The organism is Salinibacterium sp. dk2585 (genome assembly GCF_008001035.1).
Taxonomy (GTDB): domain Bacteria; phylum Actinomycetota; class Actinomycetes; order Actinomycetales; family Microbacteriaceae; genus Homoserinimonas.
On the sequence record NZ_CP042856.1, the window covers coordinates 2,539,616 to 2,561,211 of the forward strand.

Annotated in this window: 22 protein-coding genes and 1 tRNA gene; 14 read left to right on the top strand and 9 right to left on the bottom strand. The window is 68.0% G+C overall.

Translation table 11 applies throughout. The features are described from left to right. Position 1: 1 nt before the first annotated feature. The 4 genes from FVA74_RS11990 to FVA74_RS12005 form a co-directional block, all read right to left on the bottom strand. On the bottom strand, positions 2-1,108 hold the full coding sequence (locus FVA74_RS11990) for an aromatic acid exporter family protein (protein ID WP_147722723.1): 1,107 nt from the start codon (positions 1,106-1,108) through the stop codon (positions 2-4). Further along, a complete protein-coding gene (locus FVA74_RS11995) occupies positions 1,101-2,249 on the bottom strand; it encodes a folate-binding protein YgfZ (protein WP_147722724.1) in 1,149 nt (382 codons plus the stop codon). The genes FVA74_RS11990 and FVA74_RS11995 overlap by 8 nt, the downstream gene beginning before the upstream one ends. After that, on the bottom strand, positions 2,239-2,841 hold the full coding sequence (locus FVA74_RS12000) for an FABP family protein (RefSeq protein WP_147722725.1): 603 nt from the start codon (positions 2,839-2,841) through the stop codon (positions 2,239-2,241). The genes FVA74_RS11995 and FVA74_RS12000 overlap by 11 nt, the downstream gene beginning before the upstream one ends. 172 nt (positions 2,842-3,013) lie before the next feature. Beyond that, positions 3,014-3,313 carry a hypothetical protein gene (locus FVA74_RS12005; RefSeq protein ID WP_147722726.1) on the bottom strand — a complete coding sequence of 100 codons (300 nt, stop codon included), beginning with the start codon at positions 3,311-3,313 and terminating at the stop codon, positions 3,014-3,016. A 101-nt stretch (positions 3,314-3,414) separates the two neighbouring features. On the opposite strand from FVA74_RS12005, the gene FVA74_RS12010 reads away from it, so the two are divergent. From FVA74_RS12010 to FVA74_RS12060, 11 genes are all read left to right on the top strand, one after another. Then, on the top strand, positions 3,415-4,077 hold the full coding sequence (locus tag FVA74_RS12010; protein ID WP_147722727.1) for a response regulator transcription factor: 663 nt from the start codon (positions 3,415-3,417) through the stop codon (positions 4,075-4,077). Next, positions 4,067-4,891 (top strand): mycothiol synthase, encoded by an 825-nt coding sequence (gene mshD, locus FVA74_RS12015; protein WP_147722728.1) that lies wholly within the window; start codon positions 4,067-4,069, stop codon positions 4,889-4,891. Before FVA74_RS12010 ends, mshD begins: the two co-directional genes overlap by 11 nt. Before the next feature lie 34 nt (positions 4,892-4,925). After that, positions 4,926-7,106, top strand: coding sequence for an RNA degradosome polyphosphate kinase (locus FVA74_RS12020; RefSeq protein ID WP_147722729.1), 2,181 nt, complete (start codon positions 4,926-4,928; stop codon positions 7,104-7,106). Continuing rightward, positions 7,103-8,044, top strand: coding sequence for an NUDIX domain-containing protein (locus FVA74_RS12025; RefSeq protein WP_147722730.1), 942 nt, complete (start codon positions 7,103-7,105; stop codon positions 8,042-8,044). Before FVA74_RS12020 ends, FVA74_RS12025 begins: the two co-directional genes overlap by 4 nt. A gap of 61 nt (positions 8,045-8,105) precedes the next feature. Further along, on the top strand, positions 8,106-9,002 hold the full coding sequence (locus FVA74_RS12030) for a VOC family protein (RefSeq protein ID WP_147722731.1): 897 nt from the start codon (positions 8,106-8,108) through the stop codon (positions 9,000-9,002). Positions 9,003-9,052: 50 nt separating this feature from the next. Then, the gene (locus FVA74_RS12035; protein WP_147722732.1) at positions 9,053-10,156 is read left to right on the top strand and encodes a phosphate ABC transporter substrate-binding protein PstS; all 1,104 of its coding nucleotides are present in this window, start codon (positions 9,053-9,055) and stop codon (positions 10,154-10,156) included. Positions 10,157-10,360: 204 nt separating this feature from the next. Next, positions 10,361-11,464, top strand: coding sequence for a phosphate ABC transporter substrate-binding protein PstS (locus FVA74_RS12040; protein WP_240792234.1), 1,104 nt, complete (start codon positions 10,361-10,363; stop codon positions 11,462-11,464). A 135-nt stretch (positions 11,465-11,599) separates the two neighbouring features. Continuing rightward, positions 11,600-12,547, top strand: a complete 948-nt coding sequence (gene pstC, locus FVA74_RS12045) for a phosphate ABC transporter permease subunit PstC (protein WP_147722733.1) — start codon at positions 11,600-11,602, stop codon at positions 12,545-12,547. Then, the gene (gene pstA, locus FVA74_RS12050; RefSeq protein ID WP_147722734.1) at positions 12,547-13,629 is read left to right on the top strand and encodes a phosphate ABC transporter permease PstA; all 1,083 of its coding nucleotides are present in this window, start codon (positions 12,547-12,549) and stop codon (positions 13,627-13,629) included. The genes pstC and pstA overlap by 1 nt, the downstream gene beginning before the upstream one ends. An 8-nt stretch (positions 13,630-13,637) precedes the next feature. Beyond that, positions 13,638-14,417 carry a phosphate ABC transporter ATP-binding protein PstB gene (gene pstB, locus FVA74_RS12055; protein WP_147722735.1) on the top strand — a complete coding sequence of 260 codons (780 nt, stop codon included), beginning with the start codon at positions 13,638-13,640 and terminating at the stop codon, positions 14,415-14,417. 131 nt (positions 14,418-14,548) lie between these two features. Next, positions 14,549-15,199, top strand: coding sequence for a GyrI-like domain-containing protein (locus tag FVA74_RS12060; protein ID WP_240792235.1), 651 nt, complete (start codon positions 14,549-14,551; stop codon positions 15,197-15,199). Here FVA74_RS12060 and FVA74_RS12065 read toward each other — a convergent pair. The 3 genes from FVA74_RS12065 to FVA74_RS12075 form a co-directional block, all read right to left on the bottom strand. Beyond that, positions 15,164-15,982, bottom strand: a complete 819-nt coding sequence (locus FVA74_RS12065; protein ID WP_168220130.1) for an anti-sigma factor — start codon at positions 15,980-15,982, stop codon at positions 15,164-15,166. The genes FVA74_RS12060 and FVA74_RS12065 overlap by 36 nt on opposite strands. Beyond that, positions 15,982-16,572, bottom strand: coding sequence for an ECF RNA polymerase sigma factor SigK (gene sigK, locus FVA74_RS12070; protein WP_147722738.1), 591 nt, complete (start codon positions 16,570-16,572; stop codon positions 15,982-15,984). Before sigK ends, FVA74_RS12065 begins: the two co-directional genes overlap by 1 nt. 302 nt (positions 16,573-16,874) lie before the next feature. Next, positions 16,875-17,504, bottom strand: a complete 630-nt coding sequence (locus FVA74_RS12075) for a DNA-directed RNA polymerase subunit beta (RefSeq protein WP_147722739.1) — start codon at positions 17,502-17,504, stop codon at positions 16,875-16,877. A gap of 316 nt (positions 17,505-17,820) precedes the next feature. On the opposite strand from FVA74_RS12075, the gene FVA74_RS12080 reads away from it, so the two are divergent. From FVA74_RS12080 to FVA74_RS12090, 3 genes are all read left to right on the top strand, one after another. Beyond that, positions 17,821-18,474, top strand: a complete 654-nt coding sequence (locus FVA74_RS12080) for a fasciclin domain-containing protein (RefSeq protein WP_147722740.1) — start codon at positions 17,821-17,823, stop codon at positions 18,472-18,474. A gap of 95 nt (positions 18,475-18,569) precedes the next feature. After that, positions 18,570-18,645: transfer RNA gene (locus FVA74_RS12085), tRNA-Lys, on the top strand. Between the two features lie 187 nt (positions 18,646-18,832). Then, entirely contained in the window at positions 18,833-19,870 is a 1,038-nt protein-coding gene (locus FVA74_RS12090; protein ID WP_206022635.1) for a DUF2776 family protein, read from the top strand. A 142-nt stretch (positions 19,871-20,012) separates the two neighbouring features. Here FVA74_RS12090 and FVA74_RS12095 read toward each other — a convergent pair whose 3' ends face one another. Continuing rightward, a complete protein-coding gene (locus FVA74_RS12095) occupies positions 20,013-21,197 on the bottom strand; it encodes an aminotransferase class I/II-fold pyridoxal phosphate-dependent enzyme (RefSeq protein WP_147722742.1) in 1,185 nt (394 codons plus the stop codon). A 13-nt stretch (positions 21,198-21,210) separates the two neighbouring features. Next, positions 21,211-21,561 carry a hypothetical protein gene (locus FVA74_RS12100; RefSeq protein WP_147722743.1) on the bottom strand — a complete coding sequence of 117 codons (351 nt, stop codon included), beginning with the start codon at positions 21,559-21,561 and terminating at the stop codon, positions 21,211-21,213. Positions 21,562-21,596 lie beyond the last annotated feature (35 nt).

The window sequence follows — 21,596 nt, forward strand, 5'->3', positions numbered from 1 at the left end:
CCTAGGAGCTGGGGAGAAGCGCCCGCGCCTCTTCGGCCCGCATGCCGGTGGCCATGAGCAGGTCGACGACGAGCGGCCGCAGCAGGTGCACGACGATCGTCGTCGGCATGCGGGCACCGGGCAGGGAACTGCTCGGGTCGAGCATGGGCATGACGCCCACGAGCACGGCGCGGGCACGCTCGGCAGCGGCGGGGTCGTCGAGGCTTTCACCAAGCAGGTTGACGGCATCCGCCACCTGTTGCACGAGGTTCGCGAGCGCCGGTCTCTGCTCTCCATCGCGCACGAGGAAGGCGATCCGGCGGGAGATGACGCGAAGGTGACGCGCGGCAAGGTCGAGTCCCGCCAGCACCTGTGACTGGCGCCGCAGCGCCGGGAGGTGACGCCGCAGGAACGGTGAGATGCGCGCGATTGCGATCGCTGATTCCTGCGACTGCGCCCACGCGTCAATGAGCGCCTGCGTGCGCCGCAGGCGGGAGAGCGCGAGGGACGCCGCAGGTTCCTGCCCGTCACGGAGCGCCTCGACGACCGAGGCGATCGACTCCGAGAGCGTCGCGAGCAGCCGCTGCGCGTCGCGCCGCGCGATCCGTCGCGGGTCTCGCGGAAGCAGTGCGGTGACGACGAGGGCCACGAGCCCTCCCACGAGCCCGTCGATGCTGCGCGTGAACACTCCGCCGTCGGGCGCGGGCAGCACCATCACGAGGATCGACTGCACTCCCGCCGCGATCGCGAATGGTGCGCTTGGCGACAGGAGCCGGGCCACGAAGAGGGTGACGGTGAGCACCATGGCGATCTGCCACCAGCCCGACCCGACGACCAGCAGGGCGACCTCGCTGAGCACGATGCCGACGAGGATGCCGACTGCAGACTCGAGCACGCGGCGCGGGCGGGCATCGCGGTTGAATCCGAGGATCGTCAGGGTCGAGACGAGCGCGATTGCGGGGGTCGGATGGCCGAGCACCTCGTGCGCGATAAGCCACGCGAGCATGGCCGCCAGCACGATCTGCGCGATGTTTGGCGCCGATTCGGCAGCACGCCCCAGCGCCGCCCGCGCGTCCAGGCTGCGATTGAGGCGGCGCTCGAGCCGCCGGGCGCTGCCGCTCTCAGTCATTCACGCCGGGGCGCGTGGGGCGCGTTGCCGCCCCCAGCCGCGGCAGGCGCGGGACGTCGGCCGTCGCGCCTGCGCCGACGGGCACGATGACCTCCTGGCCGGCAGCGACCGGGCCGCCATCCGTCATCACCATCAGGGTCTCGACCGGGTCGGTCGACCGCTTGATGACGGCGAGGGCGATGGGCCCGAGCTCGTGATGACGGGCGACGGATGTCACGGTGCCGACCTCCTTCTCGCCCAGCACGACGGCGTCACCGCGCTGCGGCAGCAGGTCATCGGAACCGTCGAGGTGCAGCATGACCAGGCGGCGAGGCGGACGACCAAGGTTGTGCACCTTCGCGACCGTCTCCTGGCCGCGGTAGCAGCCCTTGTTGAGGTGCACGGCGCTGCGCAGCCAGTCGAGTTCGTGGGGAATGGATCGCTCGTCGGCCTCCGTCACGAGCCGTGGGCGCCAGGCGGCCACCCGCAGCGCCTCCAGCGCGAGCACTCCCGCGGGGGGTGTGTCGAGGGTCTGGAGGGCGGCGCGCTCGATGAGCGTCTCCTGGTACGGGAACGCAGGCGAGGGATGCTCGCCCTCCGCGTACTGCCATCCGCCCGCGACAACCTCGGTCCACGGGTCGCGCCACACGAGCGCCACGCCAGCGCGCTCCACAGCGGGCAGGTCGACGGGCCCGATGTGGCCAAGCGTCGCGAAGTCGGCGCTGCGGTCGGCGATCTCGACCCGCATCATGAAGCGCATGCGCAGGAGCCAGGCGGCGAGGGCATCCGCTTGGCTGCGTTCGATGAGGAGCCACGCGGTCTCGCCGTCGTCGAGAATGCGTACGGCGTGCTCGATGCGGCCCTGAGGGTCGAGGATGAGCGTCTCGGCGGAGTCGCCGGGCGCGAGGCGGGCGATGGACTGGCTGCTGATCGAGTCGAGCCAGGTCAGGCGGTCTGGGCCCGTGAGGGAGAGCACTCCCCTGTGTGACAGGTCGACGACGGCGCGGCCCGCCTCGAGATCGCGCTGCTCGCGCACGGGGTTGCCGTAGTGGGCGGCGACGCCGGCATCGGGCTCTTCGGCCTCGACCGCGCCAGGACGGTCAAGCCACGGGGAACGCCACGGCTCGGCGGCGGGCTCGGTGTCGGCAGGCTCAGTCGACACGCGCGAGCCTCGCGGATGCGTGGGAGGTGAGCTGCTGGCCGAGAGCCGCGATGTCCCAGGCCCACAGCAGGTGATCTTCGACGAGCCCATAGATGCGGGTCGACGCCGAGTGCTCCTTGGCGTCTGCCGAGCGCATGACGGCATCCGTCGCAAGGTCGATGCGCGGGCCGTTGACCTGCCCGAGATAGAGTTCGCTCACTCCGCCCGGGTGGATGATCGACACCTCGATCTCGAAGGCGCCCGCACCGTTGCGGAGGGTCTCGACCTCGCTCGCGGTCGAATACGGCTTGTCGCCCACGCCGGGAAGCATCCCGGGGCCGACGTCTCCTTGGCCGAGGGGACGCGAGAGGCGCCAGTACCCCGTCTCGGCGGTGAGGACGGAGGGCTGCTCCCCCTCATCGAGGAGCCACACGGAAGAGCTGTAGTTGAGGTAGGACGTGCCGTCGTGGCTGAAGCTCATGCGCTGGCCGAACTCGAACTCCCTGACGTCACCGTCGACGGGGTAGGAGATGACCCCGGTGCCTTCCCAGACGCCGAGCAGCCAGGAGAGAGGCACCAGCTCGGAGGGGAGCGAGGCGTCGAGTTCGATCATTCGGGCACCTCCCGTGGCGATGCGATCGGATGCAGCGTGCTGCGACCCCGGCTTAGCGCTGGCCGCGGAAGAGGTTGTACAGCACCACCGCGGAGACTCCGCCGATGGCCAGCAGGGCGAGGATCAGCAGTCCGACGTAGAAGAGTTCGAGTGCAAGGAGCATGCGGCGATTCTACCCCTCCGCCGAGGCGACGAGGGCGAGCACCCCGGTCGCCACTGCGAGGATCACGACGGAGCCCCCCAGGCTCGTCATGAGGCGATTGACGAAGCCCACCTTGCTGTCGAGCGCGAGCTGCAGGCAGAACGAGAGGATGGTCGCGGCTGCGAGCACGATCGGGAACCACTGGAGCCGAGCATCCGGAGCAACGAACACGACCGTGATGACGGCGCCCACCACGACGAAAAGCCACACCGCCGCAACGCTCAGCCGCGCCGTGGAGCGGTTCGGTGCCGTGTTCTCGTCGACCGTCATGCCCCAATCCTGCCTGATGTCCCCGAAAACGCCCCGACGCGGCCTAGACATCGACGGCTCCGTGGTCTGGATAGACTTGCTCCAAAATTTTGGAGGCCCCGTTGGCGCAGCTGTTGATACTGACTCCGGCAGTCGACAGCGAGGTGCTGCCATCCCTGGCCCTCCTCAGTCACCGGGTGCGGCAGGTGCCCGCCACCTCATCGCAGTTGGTCAACACGCCGAGCTGTGACCTCATGATGGTCGATGCGCGCAAGGACCTCGCCGCCGCCAAGGCACTCTGCAAGATCCTTGGCAACACGGGAGTCTCCGTTCCCGTGATCGCCATCGTCACGGAGGGCGGGCTCACCGCCGTGACGCCCGAGTGGAACGTGGCCGACGTCGTGCTCGTTGATGCCGGCCCTGCTGAGGTGGACGCACGCATCCGCCTGGCCATCGGTCGCTCCTCGGCGGATTCCTCGAACCGCAAGATCCAGGCATCCGGTGTCGTGATCGACGAGGTGAGCTACTCGGCCAAGGTGCAGGGCAAGCCCCTCGACCTCACGTTCAAGGAGTTCGAGCTGCTGCGCTTCCTCGCGAGCCACCCATCCCGCGTGTTCACCCGCGAACAGTTGCTGAGCGAGGTGTGGGGCTACGACTACTTCGGCGGCACGCGCACGGTCGACGTGCACGTGCGTCGCCTTCGCGCGAAGCTCGGCGACCTCGAATCGCTCATCGGCACGGTGCGCAATGTCGGCTACCGGTTCACGGGACACGATGACGCCTGAGCAGCTTCCCCAGTGGTTGCGCGCGCTCGCGACCCGCGCGGCCGAGGTCGACGGCCAACCGCCTTTCTCCGACCAGACCTGGGTGGAACTGCGCGACGGGCGCCGCGAACTGCTCGCGACGGGTGAGGACGCCGCAGCGGCCGTGCGGCCCGGAACCCCCGGCGAGCTCGAACTGGTCGTGCACCCCGATGCCAGGGGCCGCGGCCTCGGCGGCGGCCTCCTCGAGCGGGTGCTCGGCGAGCACCCCGACGTGCTCGCGTGGGCACACGGCGACCACCCCGCATCGAGGGCCCTCGCTGCGCGCACGGGCTTCGAGCCCATTCGCGAGCTCCTGCAGCTGCGCCGCGACATCGCCGACCACGAGCCCGCCGCGAACGCGCTCGACGGATTCACCGCCTTCCGGCCGGGCAGCGACGACGCCGACTGGCTCGCGCTCAACGCTGCGGCCTTCGCAGGCCACCCCGAGCAGGGCTCCCTCACCCAGGTCGACCTGGACGAGCGGATGTCGGAACCGTGGTTCGACGCGGGCGACTTCCTGCTCCTCCGTGACGCCGACGGGCTCGCGGCCTTCGTCTGGATGAAGATCGAAGGCGGCATCGGGGAGTTCTACGTCGTCGGAGTGGACCCGTCCCGCCAGGGCGGCGGCCTCGGACGGAGACTCGTCGAGGCGGGGCTCGCGCGACTCGTGAGCCGCGGCATCCGCACCGCCTCGCTCTACGTCGATGCCGACAACACGGCGGCCGTGCGCCTGTACCGCTCCTACGGATTCGGCGACCACACGATCGACGTGCAGTACCGGCGCAAGGGTCGTTAACCCACAGTCAAGGTCGCGGTGCCAAGATTGGCCGATGGACGCCGAACGCATCATTGATGACACGGGGCTCGCGACCGACAGTCTTGACGACGACTACGACGCGGTCGGCTGGGTCGACGACGGCACGCTGCCCGCCGACCGCTACCTCGACCGCGAGCTGAGTTGGCTTGCGTTCAACAAGCGGGTGCTCGAACTCGCGGAGGACCCGACGCTGCCCCTGCTCGAGCGCGTCAACTTCCTCGCGATCTTCGCGAGCAACCTCGACGAGTTCTTCATGGTGCGCGTCGCGGGGCTGAAGCGCCGCATCGCCACTGGCATCGCCGTGCCGACCAACGTGGGCCGCTCGCCCAACGATGTGCTCGCCGACATCAGCGCCAAGGCGCACGAACTGCAGGAGCGGCACGCCCACGTGTTCCGCGAGATCGTGAAGCCGGCGCTCGACGAGGCCGGCATCCACATCGAGGGCTGGGCCGACCTCGACGAGGACGACCGCGAACGCGTCGACGAGATCTTCTCCAGCCAGATCTTTCCCGTGCTCATGCCGCTCGCGGTCGACCCCGCGCATCCGTTCCCCTACATTTCGGGGCTCTCGCTCAACCTCTCGGTGAGGGTGCGCAACCCCAAGACGCGCAAGGAACAGTTCGCACGCATCAAGGTGCCGACGATCCTGCCGCGCTTCGTGCAGCTGCCGGACGATGAGCGCGGGCTGCTGCGTTTCATCCCCCTCGAAGACCTCATCTCGAACCACCTCGGGGAGCTCTTCCCCGGCATGGAGATCCTCGACCACCACGAGTTCCGGGTCACCCGCAACGAGGATGTCGAGATCGACGAGGACGAGTCGGAGAACCTCATCCAGAGCCTCGAGCGGGAGCTCCTGCGCCGCCGCTTCGGGCCGCCCATCCGGCTCGAGATCACCGACGACATGGACGACCGCACGCTCGACCTGCTCGTGCGCGAGCTGGGTGTCACCCAGCAGGAGGTCTACCGGCTGCCCGCGCCGCTCGACCTCGGGGGGCTCTTCGAGGTCTTCAAGATCAACCGGCCCTCGCTCAAGTACCGCAAGCACGTGCCGGCGACAAGCCCCGCCCTCATGCCAGCGGAGCCGGGCGCCAAGCCCAACATCTTCGCCTCCATCAGCCGCGGCGACATCCTCGTGCACCACCCCTACGAGTCCTTCGGCACGAGCGTGCAGGCCTTCCTCGAGCAGGCGGCATCCGATCCCGCCGTGCTCGCGATCAAGCAGACCCTCTACCGCACGAGCGGCGACAGCCCCATCGTGGAGGCGCTGATCGACGCGGCCGAGGCCGGCAAGGCCGTGCTCGCGCTCGTCGAAATCAAGGCCCGATTCGACGAGCAGGCCAACATCGAGTGGGCACGCAAGCTCGAGAAGGCGGGAGTGCACGTCGTCTACGGGCTCGTGGGCCTCAAGACGCACTGCAAGCTCGCGCTCGTCGTGCGACAGGAGAAGGACGGCAGCCTCCGCAACTACAGCCACGTCGGCACGGGCAACTACAACCCCAAGACGAGCCGCGTCTATGAAGACCTCGGCCTCTTCACGGCCGACCCCGTCGTGGGCCGCGACCTCACGCGACTCTTCAACGAGCTCTCGGGCTACGCGATCGAGAAGAAGTTCAAGCGCCTCCTCGTCGCACCGCTGCACCTGCGCAAGGGACTCATCAAGCGCATCAACACCGAGCGGGACAACGCGATCGCGGGCAAGCCCAGCGGCATCCGCATCAAACTGAACTCGATAGTCGACGAGCAGGTCATCGACGCGCTCTACCGCGCGAGCCAGGCCGGGGTGCCGGTCGACCTCGTCATCCGCGGCATCTGCGCCATCCGCCCTGGGGTGCCGGGACTCAGCGAGACGATCAGGGTGCGTTCGATCCTGGGCCGCTACCTCGAGCACTCCCGCGTCTTCTGGTTCGAGAACGGCGGCGACCCGCAGGTCTACATCGGCAGCGCCGACATGATGCACCGCAACCTCGACCGTCGCGTCGAGGCGCTCGTGCGGCTCACTGAACCCGAGCACTTCGAGCGGATCGCGACGATGTTCGACCTCGCGATGTCGGATTCGACCTCGTCCTGGCGCCTCGAGAATGACGGCTCGTGGGCGCGCCAATACGAGGGCCCCGATGGCGAGCCACTCGACGACATGCAGAATGTGATCATGGACCTCATCACTTCCCGCCGACGCGCTGTGAGACCACGATGAGCCCGGCAGGGCCCGTGCTCGCGGCCGGTGCCGTGTGCTGGCGCATCGTCAATGGCAAGATCCGCGTCGCCCTCGTGCACCGCGAGCGGCACGGTGACGTGTCATTCCCCAAGGGCAAGGTTGACCCTGGTGAGAGCCTGCCCGAGACCGCCGTGCGGGAGATCGCCGAAGAGACCGGCCCCGAGATCTCGCTCGGCGCGCCGCTCGGCACGACCGAGTACAAGCTGCCCGGCGGGCGCGACAAGGTCGTGCACTACTGGACGGCCGAGGTCGATGAGGCCACCCACGCGGCATCCGCCTTCGTGCCCAACGACGAGATCGAACACCTCGAATGGCTCTCGGTCAAGAAGGCACGCAAGGCACTCAGCTACGCACACGACCGCGATGTGCTCGACCGCTTCGCGGCGCGGGTCGACAACGACACACTCCGCACCTTCGCGATCATCGCCCTCCGCCACGGCAAGGCGATGCCCCAACACCAGTTCGATGGCCCGGATGCCAAGCGGCCGCTCCTCCCGCAGGGCAGGCAGGACTCGGATGTCGCGGCCAGGGGCATCGCCGCATACGCCCCCGAGAAGCTGATCACGAGCAACGCCGTGCGCTGCCGCCAGACCATCGCCCCACTCGCCGAACTCACGGGACTCAAGGCCAAGAAGACGTCCAAGATCAGCCAGGACGCCTGGGAGAGCGGCGAGGCCGAAGTCGAGAAGGTCGTGGCCAAGCGGCTCCGCAAGGGTGTGACGGCGGTGCTCTGCAGCCACGGGCCCGTGCTGCCGGAGATCATCGAGCAGGCGGCACGGCTCACGAACTCGCCCGTCGACCGCTCAGTGCGGGCATCCGCGATGCTCGACACGGGTGCGTTCGCGGTGCTGCACTTCGCGAAGGAGCGGCCGCAAGCGGGCATCATCGCGATCGAGGTGCACTCGCCCGGTCGCTGAGTCGCTGGGAGTTCCCCGAGATCGTGCCCAGAGCCGCTTCGCGATCCCTAGCCTCGTCGCCATGAACGAGCCCCGACTCTCCCCGTGCCTGTGGTTCCGCACCGAAGCGGATGCTGCGGCCCAGTTCTACACGTCAACGCTCGGCGGCAGCATCCTGCGCCGCAGCTACTATCCCGACGCCGAGAATGTGGGCGGCTACGCCCCCGGCGACCTGCTCACGGTGGACTTCTCGATCGGCGGCCTCGAGTTCACGGCGCTCAACGGCGGCCCGGAGTTCAGGCCGAACCCGAGCGTCTCCTTCATGGTCGAAGTCGAGGACGCCGATGCGGTCGACCGCATCGCGGCGAGACTGCTCGATGGCGGCGAAGCACTCATGCCGGTCGACACCTACCCGTGGAGCACGCGCTACGGCTGGGTGCAGGACCGCTTCGGCATCTCGTGGCAGCTCATGGCGACGGGGCAACCCCGCACCACGATCATGCCAACGCTGCTCTTCTCGGGTGACTCCGCGGGACGGGCCAGCGAGGCACTCGAACACTACTCGCAGATCTTCGACACGACGGCCGAGAACGTGAGCCGTTACGGGCCAGAGGAGGGCGAGCGCGAGGGGTGGATCGGGCACGCGTCGCTCGCGCTCCTCGGTGCCCGTCTCGCGGTGACCGACGGCGACACCGGCCACGGGCATCCCTTCAGCGAGGCCATCTCGCTGCAGGTGCTCTGTGACACACAAGAGCAGATCGACCGGTACTGGGATGCGCTCACGGCCAAGGGCGGGCGCGAGTCGCAGTGCGGCTGGCTCGTCGACCGCTTCGGCGTTTCGTGGCAGGTCTCGCCCGCCGTCATGGCGGGGTGGCTCGCGAGCGACGATGGCGCCGGGCGGGCTCGGGCCTTCCGCGCGATGATGCAGATGCGCAAGCTCGACCTGCCCTCGCTTGAGGCGGCCTACCGGGGCGAATGAACGCAGGGTGACCGCACGCAGCGCGCGGGTGAATTGGTTAGCCTGTGCAGGTGACTTTCGACGGCCGCCCCACCGCCCTCCGCAGACGAGTACTCGCCACCGCCGGCGCGATCACCGTGACCCTCCTGCTTGCGTCATGCGCCGTCAACGAGCAGCCGCCCGGCGCTGACGTCGGTGGCTACCGCGGCATCATCGTGGGGGGAGGTTCCAGCGCGCAGCAGGCGGCGCAGGAGGCCTGGGTCGTCGGATTCCAGACCGACAACCCCGCCGCGACGGTCGAGTACGACCCGGCCGGCTCGGGTGCCGGCCGCGAGATGTTCATCGCCGGTGGGGCAGCATTCGCCGGTTCCGACCGTGCCTTCGAACTCGAGGAACTCAAGGAGGAGGAGTTCGTCGCCTGCGAGCCGGGCTCCGGCATCATCGAGCTGCCCGCCTACATCTCCCCCATCGCCCTCGCCTTCAAGCTCGACGGCGTCTCGTCACTCAACCTCGACCCCGACACGATCGCCCGCATCTTCACGGGGGAGATCACCCGCTGGAACGACCCCGCGATCGCCGAGCACAACCCGGACGTCGACCTGCCCGATCAGACCATCACGGCGATCCACCGCTCCGACGACTCGGGCGTGACCGAGAACTTCACGGAATACCTCGCGGCCGTGGCATCCGAAGCCTGGCCCTACGAGCCCAGTGGCGTGTGGCCGCTCGAGGGCGAAGCCGCCCAGGGCACCTCTGGCGTCGTGAGCGCGCTCAACAACAGTTCCGGCACGATCGGCTACATCGATGCTTCCCGTGTCGGTGACCTCGGGGTCGTTGCGGTCGGCGTCGGCAGCGAGTTCGTGCCCTACTCCTCCGAGGCGGCCGCCGCCATCATCGATGCCTCGCCCATCGGCGAGGGCCGTGCGCCAGGCGACCTCGCGGTCGAGATCGACCGCACCTCGACCGAGCGCGGCGTCTACCCGATCGTGCTCATCAGCTACCTGATCGGCTGCGAGGACTACGTCAACGACGATCACGCCGAACTCGTGCGCGCCTACTTCGAGCACGCCATCAGCCCCGAGGGGCAGCAGGACGCAGCGGAGGTTGCGGGCTCGGCTCCCATCTCGGCGACGATGTCCGAGCGCGCCTCCGAGGCTGCCGCGCTCATCCACTGAGCCCTGCGGCTTGAGTGGGCCGCCAGGCGGTATCGAAACCCATCGCGAGGTTTCGATACGCGGTGGGAGCGCCTGCTCAACCCACGCTGTTCGCGGCCCGTTCACCTCCCGTTCACCGGCTGTGGTCACTCTGGTCAACAGGCATTCGTAGCGTCGCACGAGGGCCTGCACCGGGCCCACGATCACATTCCCGAAAGGAAGTCCGTGAACATCACGCGCAACGTCAAGCGGTGGGGCAGCCTCGCCGCCATCGCCATCGCAGGCTCCGTTGTTCTCACCTCGTGCGCTGCAAACGAGGGCACTACCGCTGGTGCCGAGTCCGACAGCGGTCTCTCCGGCACGATCGTCGGCGGCGGTGCCTCCTCGCAGGGCGTGGCCCAGGAGGCCTGGGTCGCAGCCTTCCAGACTGCCAACCCCGACGTGACGGTCGAGTACGACCCGACCGGTTCCGGCACGGGGCGCGACAACTTCATCGCGGGCGCCAACTGGTTCACCGGTTCCGACCGCGCATTCAAGGATGACGAGCTGGCGGAGGACAACTTCGCGGGCTGCGTGCCGGGCACGCCCATCGTGGAGATCCCGGCCTACATCTCCCCCATCGCCGTCATCTTCAACCTTGACGGCATCGACAGCCTCAACATGGACGCCGCGACCATCGCGGGCGTGCTGAAGGGCGACATCACCAACTGGAACGACCCGGCGATCGCCTCACAGAACGAGGGCGTCGAGCTTCCCGACCTCGCCATCACGGCCGTGCACCGCTCCGACGAGTCGGGCACGACGGAGAACCTCGCCGAGTACCTCGCGGCCGCGGCTCCCGACGTGTGGACCGCTGAGGTCAGCGGCGACTGGGCATGGGATGGCGGCGAAGCCGCGCAGGGCACCTCCGGTGTCGTCGACGCCGTCTCCGGTGGCACCGGCACGATCGGGTACGCGGATGCTTCGCGCGCCGGTGACCTCGGAACCGTCGCCGTGCAGGTCGGCGACGAGTACGTCGAGTACTCGGCCGAGGCCGCTGCCGCGATCGTCGACGCCTCGCCGATCGTCGAGGGCCGCGACGAGGTCGACCTCGCGATCGAGCTCGACCGCACCTCCGAGGCCGAGGGTGTCTACCCGATCGTGCTCGTCAGCTACCTCATCGCGTGCTCCGAGTACGAGGAGGGCGAGCGTGCCGAGCTGGTGCAGGCCTACCTCGACTACGTGATCAGCGACGAGGGCCAGCAGGCCGCGGCTGACGCTGCCGGCACCGCGCCCATCTCCTCCTCGCTCTTCGAGAAGGCCAAGGCCGCGGTCGACAGCATCAAGTAACGACCACCACCGCAGACTGCCCGGTGCCCCTCGTGTTGTGCGAGCAGGGGGCACCGGGCAGACTGGGGATGTGACTGAGTCCACGTCCCCGCTCCACACCAACACCACCAACACCCAGCAGGGGGCCAGGACCCGATGACCACGCCGGCCACGGCACCACGTCTCAAGTCGAAACAGCGCCTCGGCGACAGGATCTTCTCGTCGACGGCGCTGACTGCCGGCTCCCTCATCCTCGCCATCCTTGCTGCCGTCGCGGCCTTCCTCATGGTCGAGAGCGTGCCCGCCCTCACAGAGGACCCGAAGGACGTTGCAATCCTCAACGGCCAGCCGTTCTGGTCCTACGTCGCGCCCCTCGTCTTCGGCACCGTCTGGTCTGCGGCCCTCGCGCTCCTCATGGCCGTGCCCGTCTCGATCGGCATCGCGCTCTTCATCTCCCACTACGCACCGCGCAGGCTCGCCGCGGGCCTCGGCTACATCATCGACCTGCTGGCCGCCGTGCCATCCGTCGTCTTCGGCCTCTGGGGCGCCAATGTGCTCGCGCCCGCCGTGCTCCCGCTCTACACCTGGCTCACCGAGAACCTCGGCTGGATCCCCTTCTTCGCGCCGCCGGCATCCGGCACCGGTCGCACGATCCTCACCGCTGCAATCGTGCTCGCGGTCATGATCCTCCCGATCATCACAGCGCTCACGCGCGAGGTCTTCCTGCAGACCCCGGTGCTGCACGAGGAGGCCGCCCTCGCGCTCGGCGCCACCCGCTGGGAGATGATCCGCACCGCAGTACTGCCCTTCGGCAAGCCCGGCATCATCAGCGCCTCCATGCTGGGCCTCGGCCGCGCACTCGGCGAGACCATGGCGGTCGCGATGGTGCTCTCCGCATCCGGCGGCGTGACCTTCGCCCTGCTCACCTCGACGAACCCGGGCACGATCGCCGCGAACATCGCCCTGCGATTCCCAGAGGCGTTCGGCACCAACATCAACCTGCTCATCGCGACCGGGCTCATCCTCTTTGCGATCACGCTTGTCGTGAACATGATCGCGCGCTGGATCATCGGCCGTCGCAAGGAATTCTCGGGGGCCAACTGATGAGCCAGGCAAGCGCAACCGACCGCGCACTTCCCAACACCTACGCCGCAGGACTCCTCGGCAAGCGCGTGCCCATGTACGTGCTTGGCGCAGCCTTCCTCGTTTCGGCCGTGAGCTTCTTCCTCATTGGCCTGGCTGAGGGCGGCTCCTTCAACATCGTCGGCGTCGTGTTCGTCACCGCCTTCCTCTACATGGCCGGCATCTACGTGACGTCCCTCCTCATCGAGGGCCGCCGCAAGGCCACCGACCGGCTCGTCACCGCCCTCGTCGGCACCGCCTTCGCGGTGGCACTGCTGCCGCTCATCTCGCTCATCTACACCGTCATCATCAACGGCACGGCACGCTTCGACCTCGAGTTCTTCACCTATTCGATGCGCAACATCGTCGGCGAGGGCGGCGGCATCGTCCACGCGATCGTCGGCACCCTGCTCATGACCCTGACGGCGGCGCTCATCTCGGTGCCGATCGGCCTCCTCGCCGCGATCTACCTCGTCGAATACGGCCGCGGCACCCTCGCACGGGCCATCACCTTCTTCGTCGACGTCATGACCGGCATCCCCTCGATCGTGGCGGGACTCTTCGCCTACTCGGTCTTCGCGATCTTCTTCGGGCCCGGCATCAAGCTCGGCATCGCCGGCGCGATCGCCCTCTCGGTGCTCATGATCCCCATCGTCGTGCGCTCCTGCGAAGACATGCTCAAGCTTGTTCCCAATGAGCTGCGCGAGGCCGCATATGCGCTCGGCGTGCCCAAGTGGCTGACCGTCATGAAGGTCGTGCTGCCGACATCCATCGCCGGAATCATGACCGGTGTGACGCTCGCGATCGCCCGCGTCATCGGCGAGACGGCGCCGCTGCTCGTCGCCGCCGGCTTCACGAACAACCTCAACTACAACCTCACCGAGGGGCGCATGCAGAGCCTGCCCGTGCTGGTCTACAACCAGTACGTGAGCCAGGGCTCTGTGCCGCAGGCCTACCTCGATCGCGCCTGGGCCGGAGCGCTCACCCTGATCCTCATCGTCATGGTGCTCAACCTCGCCGCCCGACTCATCGCCAAGTACTTCGCGCCCAAGACGGGCAGGTAAGGATCCCAGTGTCAAAGAGAATTGAAGTTCGCGACCTCGACGTCTACTACGGCAAGTTCAAGGCCGTCGAGGGCATCACCCTCAACATCGAGCCGCGCAGTGTCACCGCCTTCATCGGCCCCTCCGGCTGCGGCAAGTCGACCTTCCTGCGCACGCTCAACCGGATGCACGAGGTCATCCCCGGCGCCTACGTCGATGGCGAGGTGCTGATCGACGGCAGCAACCTCTACGGCGCGGGCGTCGACCCCGTGCTCGTGCGCCGCCAGGTTGGCATGGTGTTCCAGCGGCCCAACCCGTTCCCGACCATGTCGATCAGGGAGAACGTGCTCGCGGGCGTCAAGCTCAACAACCGCAGCATTTCCAAGTCGGATGCCGATGATCTGGTCGAGAAGTCACTCCGGGGGGCGAATCTCTGGAACGAGGTCAAGGACCGCCTTGAGCGCCCCGGCTCCGGCCTCTCGGGCGGACAGCAGCAGCGTCTCTGCATCGCCCGCGCGATCGCCGTCTCGCCCGACGTGCTCCTCATGGACGAGCCCTGCTCCGCCCTCGACCCGATCTCGACGCTCGCGATCGAGGACCTCATTGAGGAGCTCAAGACCGACTACACGATCGTGATCGTGACCCACAACATGCAGCAGGCATCCCGTGTCTCTGACAAGACGGCGTTCTTCAACATCGCCGGCACGGGCGCCCCCGGCAAGCTCATCGAGTACGACGACACCAACACGATCTTCTCGAGGCCCGCCGAGCAGGCGACCGAGGACTACGTCTCAGGCAAGTTCGGGTAGCCGCCTTTCACAACTCAGGAGTCGCCTTTCACAACTCAGGAGTGTCAGGCCGGGCCGGTCGGCACCTCCGGTGATTCCAGAGCCAAGAAGGGATGCTCGCTTTCGCGCGTCGCCTCGTCAAGGATGAGGGCGTGGAGAAGATCGAGTTCACGAAAACCCTCGCCAGTTATCGAGCTGCACGGGACGCCGTGACCGTCGTCGACGTGCCCAAGATGCGCTACCTGATGGTCGACGGCCACGGCGACCCGAACTCGGCGGGCTTCATCACCGCGATCGAGGCGCTCTATCCCGTCGCCTATGCCCTGAAGTTCTACAGCAGGGCAACACTCGAGCGCGACTACGTCGTGCCGCCACTCGAGGCCCTCTGGTGGGCGGATGACATGAGCGCCTTCACCACGGCGCGGGACAAGAGCAAATGGCACTGGACCGTCATGCTCATGCTGCCCGAGTGGATCGACGAGGCGGAGGTGCCGCGGCAGGTCGAGCGGGTTCGAGCGAAGCGCGCCGCAGCACGCTTGGACGACGTGCGTCTGGGCAGCCTCGATGAGGGCCGGTGCGCGCAGGTGCTGCACGTGGGGGCCTTCGACGACGAGGGCGGCATCCTGCGCCAGATGCACGAGGAGTACCTGCCCCAGCACGGCCTGCGCCCCTCGGGCCGGCACCACGAGATCTACCTCAGCGACTTCAGGCGCGTCGCGCCGGAGAAGCAGCGCACGATCCTGCGGCAGCCGGTCGAGAGCGCCGGACTACGCGCCGCCGATCACGACGAGCGGATCCGATGACGGCTCCTGCGAGCCACCCTCCGGCTCGAGCGTCACGCCGACCGCGTCGCCGCCGGTCATCGCACCATCGAGCACGCGCCAGGTCTTGCCCTCGTCAGCAGCCTCGAATGTGGCATCCGGAATCGGGTCCCCCTCCCGGATGTACCAGAGCTGGTAGGTCTTGCCCTCCGGCGCCGGCGGCATCTCGTCGACCATGATTGCCGAACGGGCCTGCTCGGCCGACCAGATGAGCGTCACCTGGCCGCCGCCCTCCATCTCGGTCACCGCCTGCTGCGCGTCCGCCGCCGCCTGCAGCTCGGCGAGCGCGGTGGCCTGCTCGATCGCGAAGTCATTGCGTTGGCCCTGCGCGATGAGCGAGCCCACGACGCCTCCGCCGACGAACAGCAGCACGGCTGCCGCGGCCGCCACCAGGAACACGGCACCGCGCGACCACCGCGACGCGGCGCGCTGCTCGGCTCCCGTGGGGACCGCCGCGACAGGGTCACTGCTTTCGGCGGGCTCGGGCGACTCGGACGCAACGGGCGAGGCGGACGCAGCAGGGGCAGCCGGCAGTTGGGGAGTCATCGCCACCTGCGCGAGGATGCTCGCGCGAAGGTCGGCGCTCGGCTCCACCGGCTCGGCCGCGAGCGCCAGGGTCGAGGCGACGTCGGCGTAGGCGAAGGCGTCGGCCGTGGCATCCGGCGTCTCCAATAGCCACGCCTCGTACTCTGCGTGCTCCTCGGCGCTCAGGGCGCCGAGGGCGTAGGCAGCCGCGAGCTCCTCGGGAGTCTTGTGCTCGCTCATCATGCCACCCCCAGTTCTGTGCGTAGTCGAAGCATGCCGTCTCGGATGCGCGTCTTGACGGTGCCGAGCGGCACCTGAAGCCTTTCAGCGACCTCTGTCTGTGTGAGGCCACCGTAGTAGGCGAGGGAGACGGCCTCGCGCTGCAGCTCGCTGAGCCGCGTCATCGCGACCTTCACCCGTTCCGCTTCGAGGGTCGTTGCGACGGTCTCGGCGACATCATCGACGTGGGTTGCGAGGTCGCGGATGCCGATCGCTTCGTCGCGGTCACGCGACGACTGGGAGGAACGGATGCGATCGATCGCGCGCCGGTGCGCCATTGTCATGATCCACGTCATCGCTGCTCCCTTCGCCGAGTCGTATCGTGGTGCGTTCTGCCAGATCTCCAGGAATACCTCCTGGGCGACCTCCTCCGACTGCGCCGGGTCGACCAGTACGCGCCGGATCAACCCGAGCACCCGGGACGCGACCGCGTCGTAGAGCTGTGCAAACGCGGCCTGGTCGCCGGTCGCCACACGCGCGAGGAGCGCCGAGACGGCGTCGGCCTCGACGGGCGCGTCGGGTTGCGGGTCTGCGGTCACGAGATACAGCATGCATCACATCCCGCAACTCGGCGACCGCATCGGGCGGCGGAGTCGCCGGCTCGCCGCAGCGAGGCGGGCCGGGCGTGTGCGTCCGATCCGTCCTGTGGTCACACGGGAGGTTCGGAGCGGGCGCGACACCGGATTGGTCACGGAAGAAGAGTGAGTGCCAGACCGCAGAAACGCCTCTCGGCGCGAGGCCGCTCGAAGCGGCGAATATTGGAGCCCGGGGTTACTGCGGCCCGGCGGATTCCAGTTTAGTTGGCCCTGCGACGAGGCCCAACCCGGGTCGGCACGCTCTCGGCGAACGTTGCTCAGTCGAGCGATCCGGCGCGCCACAGCTTGGCACACGTCACGAGCTCGGCGGCCATGTGGCTGAGTCGGGATGCCTTCGCCGTGAGCGCGCTCGCACGATCGGGAGAGGGGACCTCGAGGTCATCCGCGACGTTGGTCGCCCCGAGCGAGGTGAGGCGGCAGAACGCTGCGGCACGGTCGAGGGCAACGGCGAAGTCGCCATCGAAGAGGCCGCGCAGGATCTGGTCGGCGAGCGCCGTGATCTCCTCTGGTCCGGTCGGCACGGTCGCGCCCGCGACGACGGGGTCGATCGTGACGGCCACTTCGCTGCCGCGACGGTACAGGAACGACGACTCCTCGGCATCCTGTCGCGTGAGGGCACGGAGCAGGTAGATCGCCCACAGCGCGCCGGGAAGGCTCCGCGGGCTCGCGCGTGACCAGAGCTCGGCGATCGCGTCGATGCCGTGGTCATCCGTGTAGGCGACGAGCCGGTCGATGATCTCGGTCTCCGGCGCGTCCCGCACGCGGCTGAGGAGGGCGGCCGCCGTGTCGTGGGCGATGCGGCTCACCTTGGCGGGATCGTCACCTCCAATGAAGTCGTCGAAGCGGGACCCGGCAAAGAGGGTCGGCTTGTGGAAGTCTTCGGCCATCGTTCAAGGGTACGCCTGCCGGACTGGGCGGGTCGGGTTGGGGTTTCGATACGGTCCTGGCTGGCCTCCTCAACCCACTACGCCCCGCTAGCCGAAGGTGAACGAGTAGGCCTGCACGCCTCGCTCCGTCTTGGCGAGGCGGTAGGAGTCGGGGGTGCCGCTGACGTCTCGTCCGCGACATCCGTGGCGGGGGAAGCTCATTTGGGATTGCTCAGAAAAAAATATGCAGATGCACCAATCCGTCTCGGCGAGCGCCCCGAACGCCGCTGTATAGCCCACAGCATGTGGCTCGGGCACCCCAACGAAGGAGAAGAACATGCGCACCATGAACCGCACCCCCATGACCGCCGTCGCGATCGCCGCCGTCGCGCTGCTCGGCCTCACCGCCTGCACGATGGACGCGGAGCCGGAGGAAGACACCACGGTGGAGATGGAAGAGACGGAGACCGAGACGCCGTCGGATGACGAGCTCACCGCCGGCCTGGTCGGCGCAGGCTGCGAGGACTACGCGACCGCCGTACCGGAGGGTGACGGCTCGATCATGGGCATGTCGATGGACCCCGTCGCGGTCGCCGCCTCCAACAATCCGCTCCTCACGACGCTCACGGCCGCTGTCTCCGGCCAGCTGAACCCGGAGGTGAACCTCGTGGACACCCTCAACGGTGACGAGTTCACGGTCTTCGCCCCGGTCGATGACGCTTTCGCAGCCCTCGACCCGGCCACCGTCGAGTCACTCAAGCTGCCCGAGAACGCCGAGTTGCTCACGAGCATCCTGACGTACCACGTCGTGCCCGGCCAGATCGCGCCCGACGACATCGAGGGCACCCAGACGACCGTGCAGGGCGGCACCGTCGAGGTGACCGGCAGCGGTGACGAGTGGATGGTCAACGGCGCCACCGTCATCTGCGGCGGCGTGAAGACCGCCAACGCGACCGTGTACCTCATCGACGGCGTGCTCCTGCCCGCCTGATCCACATCCGGCCTCAGGCCCGCGACCCACCGGGGTGGCGGGCCTGAGGCATGTGAGCGAGCGGATGCCGCGGGCCTGTAGATTTGTGTGGGTACGGGCCTGTAGCTCAGTTGGTAGAGCATCGGACTTTTAATCCGCGGGTCGAGGGTTCGAGCCCCTCCGGGCCCACCAATACGAACGCAGTAATCACGGCCGAGACGGGGTCGTGAGGGAGTACCTGAGAAGGCACTGTTTAGCGATTGCGGGCTCATTGGCGAGGGGCCAGACTGAAGAAAACTGCAGTGGTGAGGCCGCCCAATGAAGTTCGGCAACTCACCGTGGTCAGCGACGACAGTCGGGAAGAATCATGAATTATGCAGTGAGCATCATCTTCCGTGCGATTCCCCTTCTGATGGGGGCCGTGTGTCTGTCATTCGGCCTCTACATCCTGGCCGGGCCTGACAATGCCGGCCATTTCGTCGCTGGGCACGTCAACGTGGCCTTGACAGCGATCTGCTACGCGCTGTTCACCACGGCGGCGACCATCATCCGGCAACTCATCAATCGATATGGGCGCGTCTGGCAGGTCATCCTGCCCCTCTCCGGCTACCTCGTCGCGACCGCCACCGCCATCTGGGGCATTGTCGTGGCCAATCAGGCGAACACACCAGAGAACCTCACGGCGGGCTGCGTCGTCATCGGCATCAGCCTGATCGCTGCATGCGTCAGCACCGTTGCCACCGCGTCCACCAAATTCACACTCATCCAGAAGTCGGCCTCGCTCACCCCCTCGGACGGTGCGCCCGCCGACGCCTACTCACACACGGTCGCCCGAGTGCTGGCATCCGTTCCGATCATGATGGCCGTGGTTGGGTTTGGTCTGGCGACCAGTCTGCTGGTCAGGAGCGACACCCCCGGGTTCGTCGCCGGGCACGTCGTTCTCGGGCTGTCCATGATCTGCACCTCACTCATTGGACTCGTCGTGACTATTGTGCGCCAGGTACGCAACGAGTTCAGCGATCGTGGGCGCTTCGCCTGGGTCTGGCTGGTCGTTGTCGCGGGCACGATCAACGTGATGCTTGGGCTGTTTGTACTGTTCAGCTCCAGCGAGCCGTACCGGTTGGCTCCCGGATTCGTCCTCATCGGCCTGGGACTCATCTGCTTCAGTATCCTGTCGAAGGTGCTGCTGCTTGCGCTTGTCTGGCGCCGCACCTTCGCCCTGGCGAACCGCATCCCTCTGCTGCCGATCGGCACGGCTCTGGCCTGCCTGTTCCTCGCGGCGTTCCTCTCGGAAGCTGCCGCCACCAACCCCAACTTCTTCGTCCCGGCCCACGTCTTGGTCGGCCTCGGAGCGGTGTGCTTCACCCTCTTCTCGATCGTGTCGATTCTCGAGGCAGGAACATCGAAGCAGGCGTAGTGAGCGACGCAATTGCGACGCCAGCATCAACAGGCTCGCGGCCGCCGGACCGGCTCCTAGCGCTTGCCCGCCGCCTCGGCCGCGAGAGCGCTGGCAGTGCGGCGGTAGGCCATGCGCTCCAAGCGCGCCTGACCGCAGGCTCCTACTGCTCCGCGCGCAGCGTCTCCAGGAACGCCCCGATGCGTGCGATGCCCTCAGCCAGTTCTGCCCGGGATGCCGCGTACGAGAGCCGCACGTGGCTGTTGGCGGTCGCCGTGGCGAAGTCCCGCCCGGGCGTGAGTGCCACGTGGGCTTCGCGCAGCACGCGCTCGCAGAACGTCCAGGCATCCAACCCGGTCGAGGTGACGTCGAAGTAGGCGTAGAAGGCGCCGTCGGGAGCGACGGGCACGGGGAGCCCGATCTGCGCGAGGCCATCGAGCACGATGCTGCGCCGCGCCGCCAGCTCGACACGACGTTCTTCGCTGATCGCGAGGGACTCGGGTGTGAACGCCGCGAGGGCGGCCTGCTGCGCGGGAGCGGAGGCGCTGAGGAAGTAATGCATCGCGAGCCGCTCGACCGGCTCGACGAGCACCTCGGGCAGCACGACCCAGCCGAGACGCCATCCGGTCATGCCGAAGTACTTGGAGAAGCTCCCGACCGCGATCGCGTCGGGATCGCTTGCCAGCACGGTGCGGGCCGGGGTGCCATCGGGCGCGGGGTCGGCGAGGTCGAGGTAGATCTCGTCGACGATCCGCCAGGCAGCCCGCTCGCGGGCATAGGAGCAGATCGCGGCAAGCTCGGTAGGAGGCACCGAGGTGCCGGTGGGGTTCGAGGGGCTCGCAAGCATGACGGCGGTCGTGCGGTCGGTCCACGCCGCCTCCACGGATGCCGCATCGAGCTGATAGCGGGACCGCGCGGTGGTCGGCACGGACACGATCGTGCCGCCGAAGGTGCGCACGAGTTCCTGGTTGGCGGGATACGAGGGGTCGGCGGTGATGACCTCGTCGCCGGGGTTGGTGGTCGCGGCCGCGACGAGCAGCAGCGCGGAGGAGGCACCGGTCGTGATCGCGATGCGCGCCGGGTCGACCTCGACACCATGCTTGTCGCGGTAGAAACCCGCGATCGCCTGGCGTAGCGCGGGCAGGCCGAGGGCCGGCGTATAGGAGAGCGGGCGGCCATCCATGGCGTCCCGCATGGCGTCCCTCACGGCCGGTGGCGCCCCGAAGTCGGGCTCGCCGAGTGAGAGCTTCACGACATGGTGCCCCTCGGCCTCGATCGCCGTCGCCTGCTGGAAGAAGGCGATGGCATGGAACGGAGGGATCTCCATGGCGCGCGTGGCGATGTTCATGTCGCCCATCGAATCATGCCCGCCGCCCCCCACGCGATGAAGCACCGACCCCGTTGACCGAACCCGGCTGGCCGTGCGCCCGCACGAAGTGCAGGTGCGCGGCATAACAGGCGCCCCGCAGCGTGCGGTAGTAGCCGATCAACTGGCGCCCCTCCGGCTCGCCCGTCACGGCGCGGTAGCCGCGCTCCCCATTGACTTCGAGCATCCGCACGATCGCATAGCGGCGCTCGTACTGGTCGAGCATCCACCACTCCCCCGGTCGCTGCTCAACGGCCGAGAGGATCGGATGCCAGTGTGGGCGATAGCTGCGCTGCGCGCGAGCGGATGCGTCGACGCCATCTTGAACGCTGTGTCGTAATGCCATGTGGTGCTCCCTGTGGTGCTGGAGCAGTCCGGCCA

Bases quoted from the DNA above. Each gene is read 5' to 3' on its own strand.
- FVA74_RS11990 (WP_147722723.1), bottom strand. From the start codon at position 1,108: ATGACTGAGAGCGGCAGCGCCCGGCGGCTCGAGCGCCGCCTCAATCGC.
- FVA74_RS12000 (WP_147722725.1), bottom strand. From the start codon at position 2,841: ATGATCGAACTCGACGCCTCGCTCCCCTCCGAGCTGGTGCCTCTCTCC.
- FVA74_RS12005 (WP_147722726.1), bottom strand. From the start codon at position 3,313: ATGACGGTCGACGAGAACACGGCACCGAACCGCTCCACGGCGCGGCTG.
- mshD (WP_147722728.1), top strand. From the start codon at position 4,067: ATGACGCCTGAGCAGCTTCCCCAGTGGTTGCGCGCGCTCGCGACCCGC.
- FVA74_RS12020 (WP_147722729.1), top strand. From the start codon at position 4,926: ATGGACGCCGAACGCATCATTGATGACACGGGGCTCGCGACCGACAGT.
- FVA74_RS12025 (WP_147722730.1), top strand. From the start codon at position 7,103: ATGAGCCCGGCAGGGCCCGTGCTCGCGGCCGGTGCCGTGTGCTGGCGC.
- FVA74_RS12030 (WP_147722731.1), top strand. From the start codon at position 8,106: ATGAACGAGCCCCGACTCTCCCCGTGCCTGTGGTTCCGCACCGAAGCG.
- pstC (WP_147722733.1), top strand. From the start codon at position 11,600: ATGACCACGCCGGCCACGGCACCACGTCTCAAGTCGAAACAGCGCCTC.
- pstA (WP_147722734.1), top strand. From the start codon at position 12,547: ATGAGCCAGGCAAGCGCAACCGACCGCGCACTTCCCAACACCTACGCC.
- FVA74_RS12065 (WP_168220130.1), bottom strand. From the start codon at position 15,982: ATGAGCGAGCACAAGACTCCCGAGGAGCTCGCGGCTGCCTACGCCCTC.
- sigK (WP_147722738.1), bottom strand. From the start codon at position 16,572: ATGCTGTATCTCGTGACCGCAGACCCGCAACCCGACGCGCCCGTCGAG.
- FVA74_RS12075 (WP_147722739.1), bottom strand. From the start codon at position 17,504: ATGGCCGAAGACTTCCACAAGCCGACCCTCTTTGCCGGGTCCCGCTTC.
- FVA74_RS12080 (WP_147722740.1), top strand. From the start codon at position 17,821: ATGCGCACCATGAACCGCACCCCCATGACCGCCGTCGCGATCGCCGCC.
- FVA74_RS12095 (WP_147722742.1), bottom strand. From the start codon at position 21,197: ATGAACATCGCCACGCGCGCCATGGAGATCCCTCCGTTCCATGCCATC.
- FVA74_RS12100 (WP_147722743.1), bottom strand. From the start codon at position 21,561: ATGGCATTACGACACAGCGTTCAAGATGGCGTCGACGCATCCGCTCGC.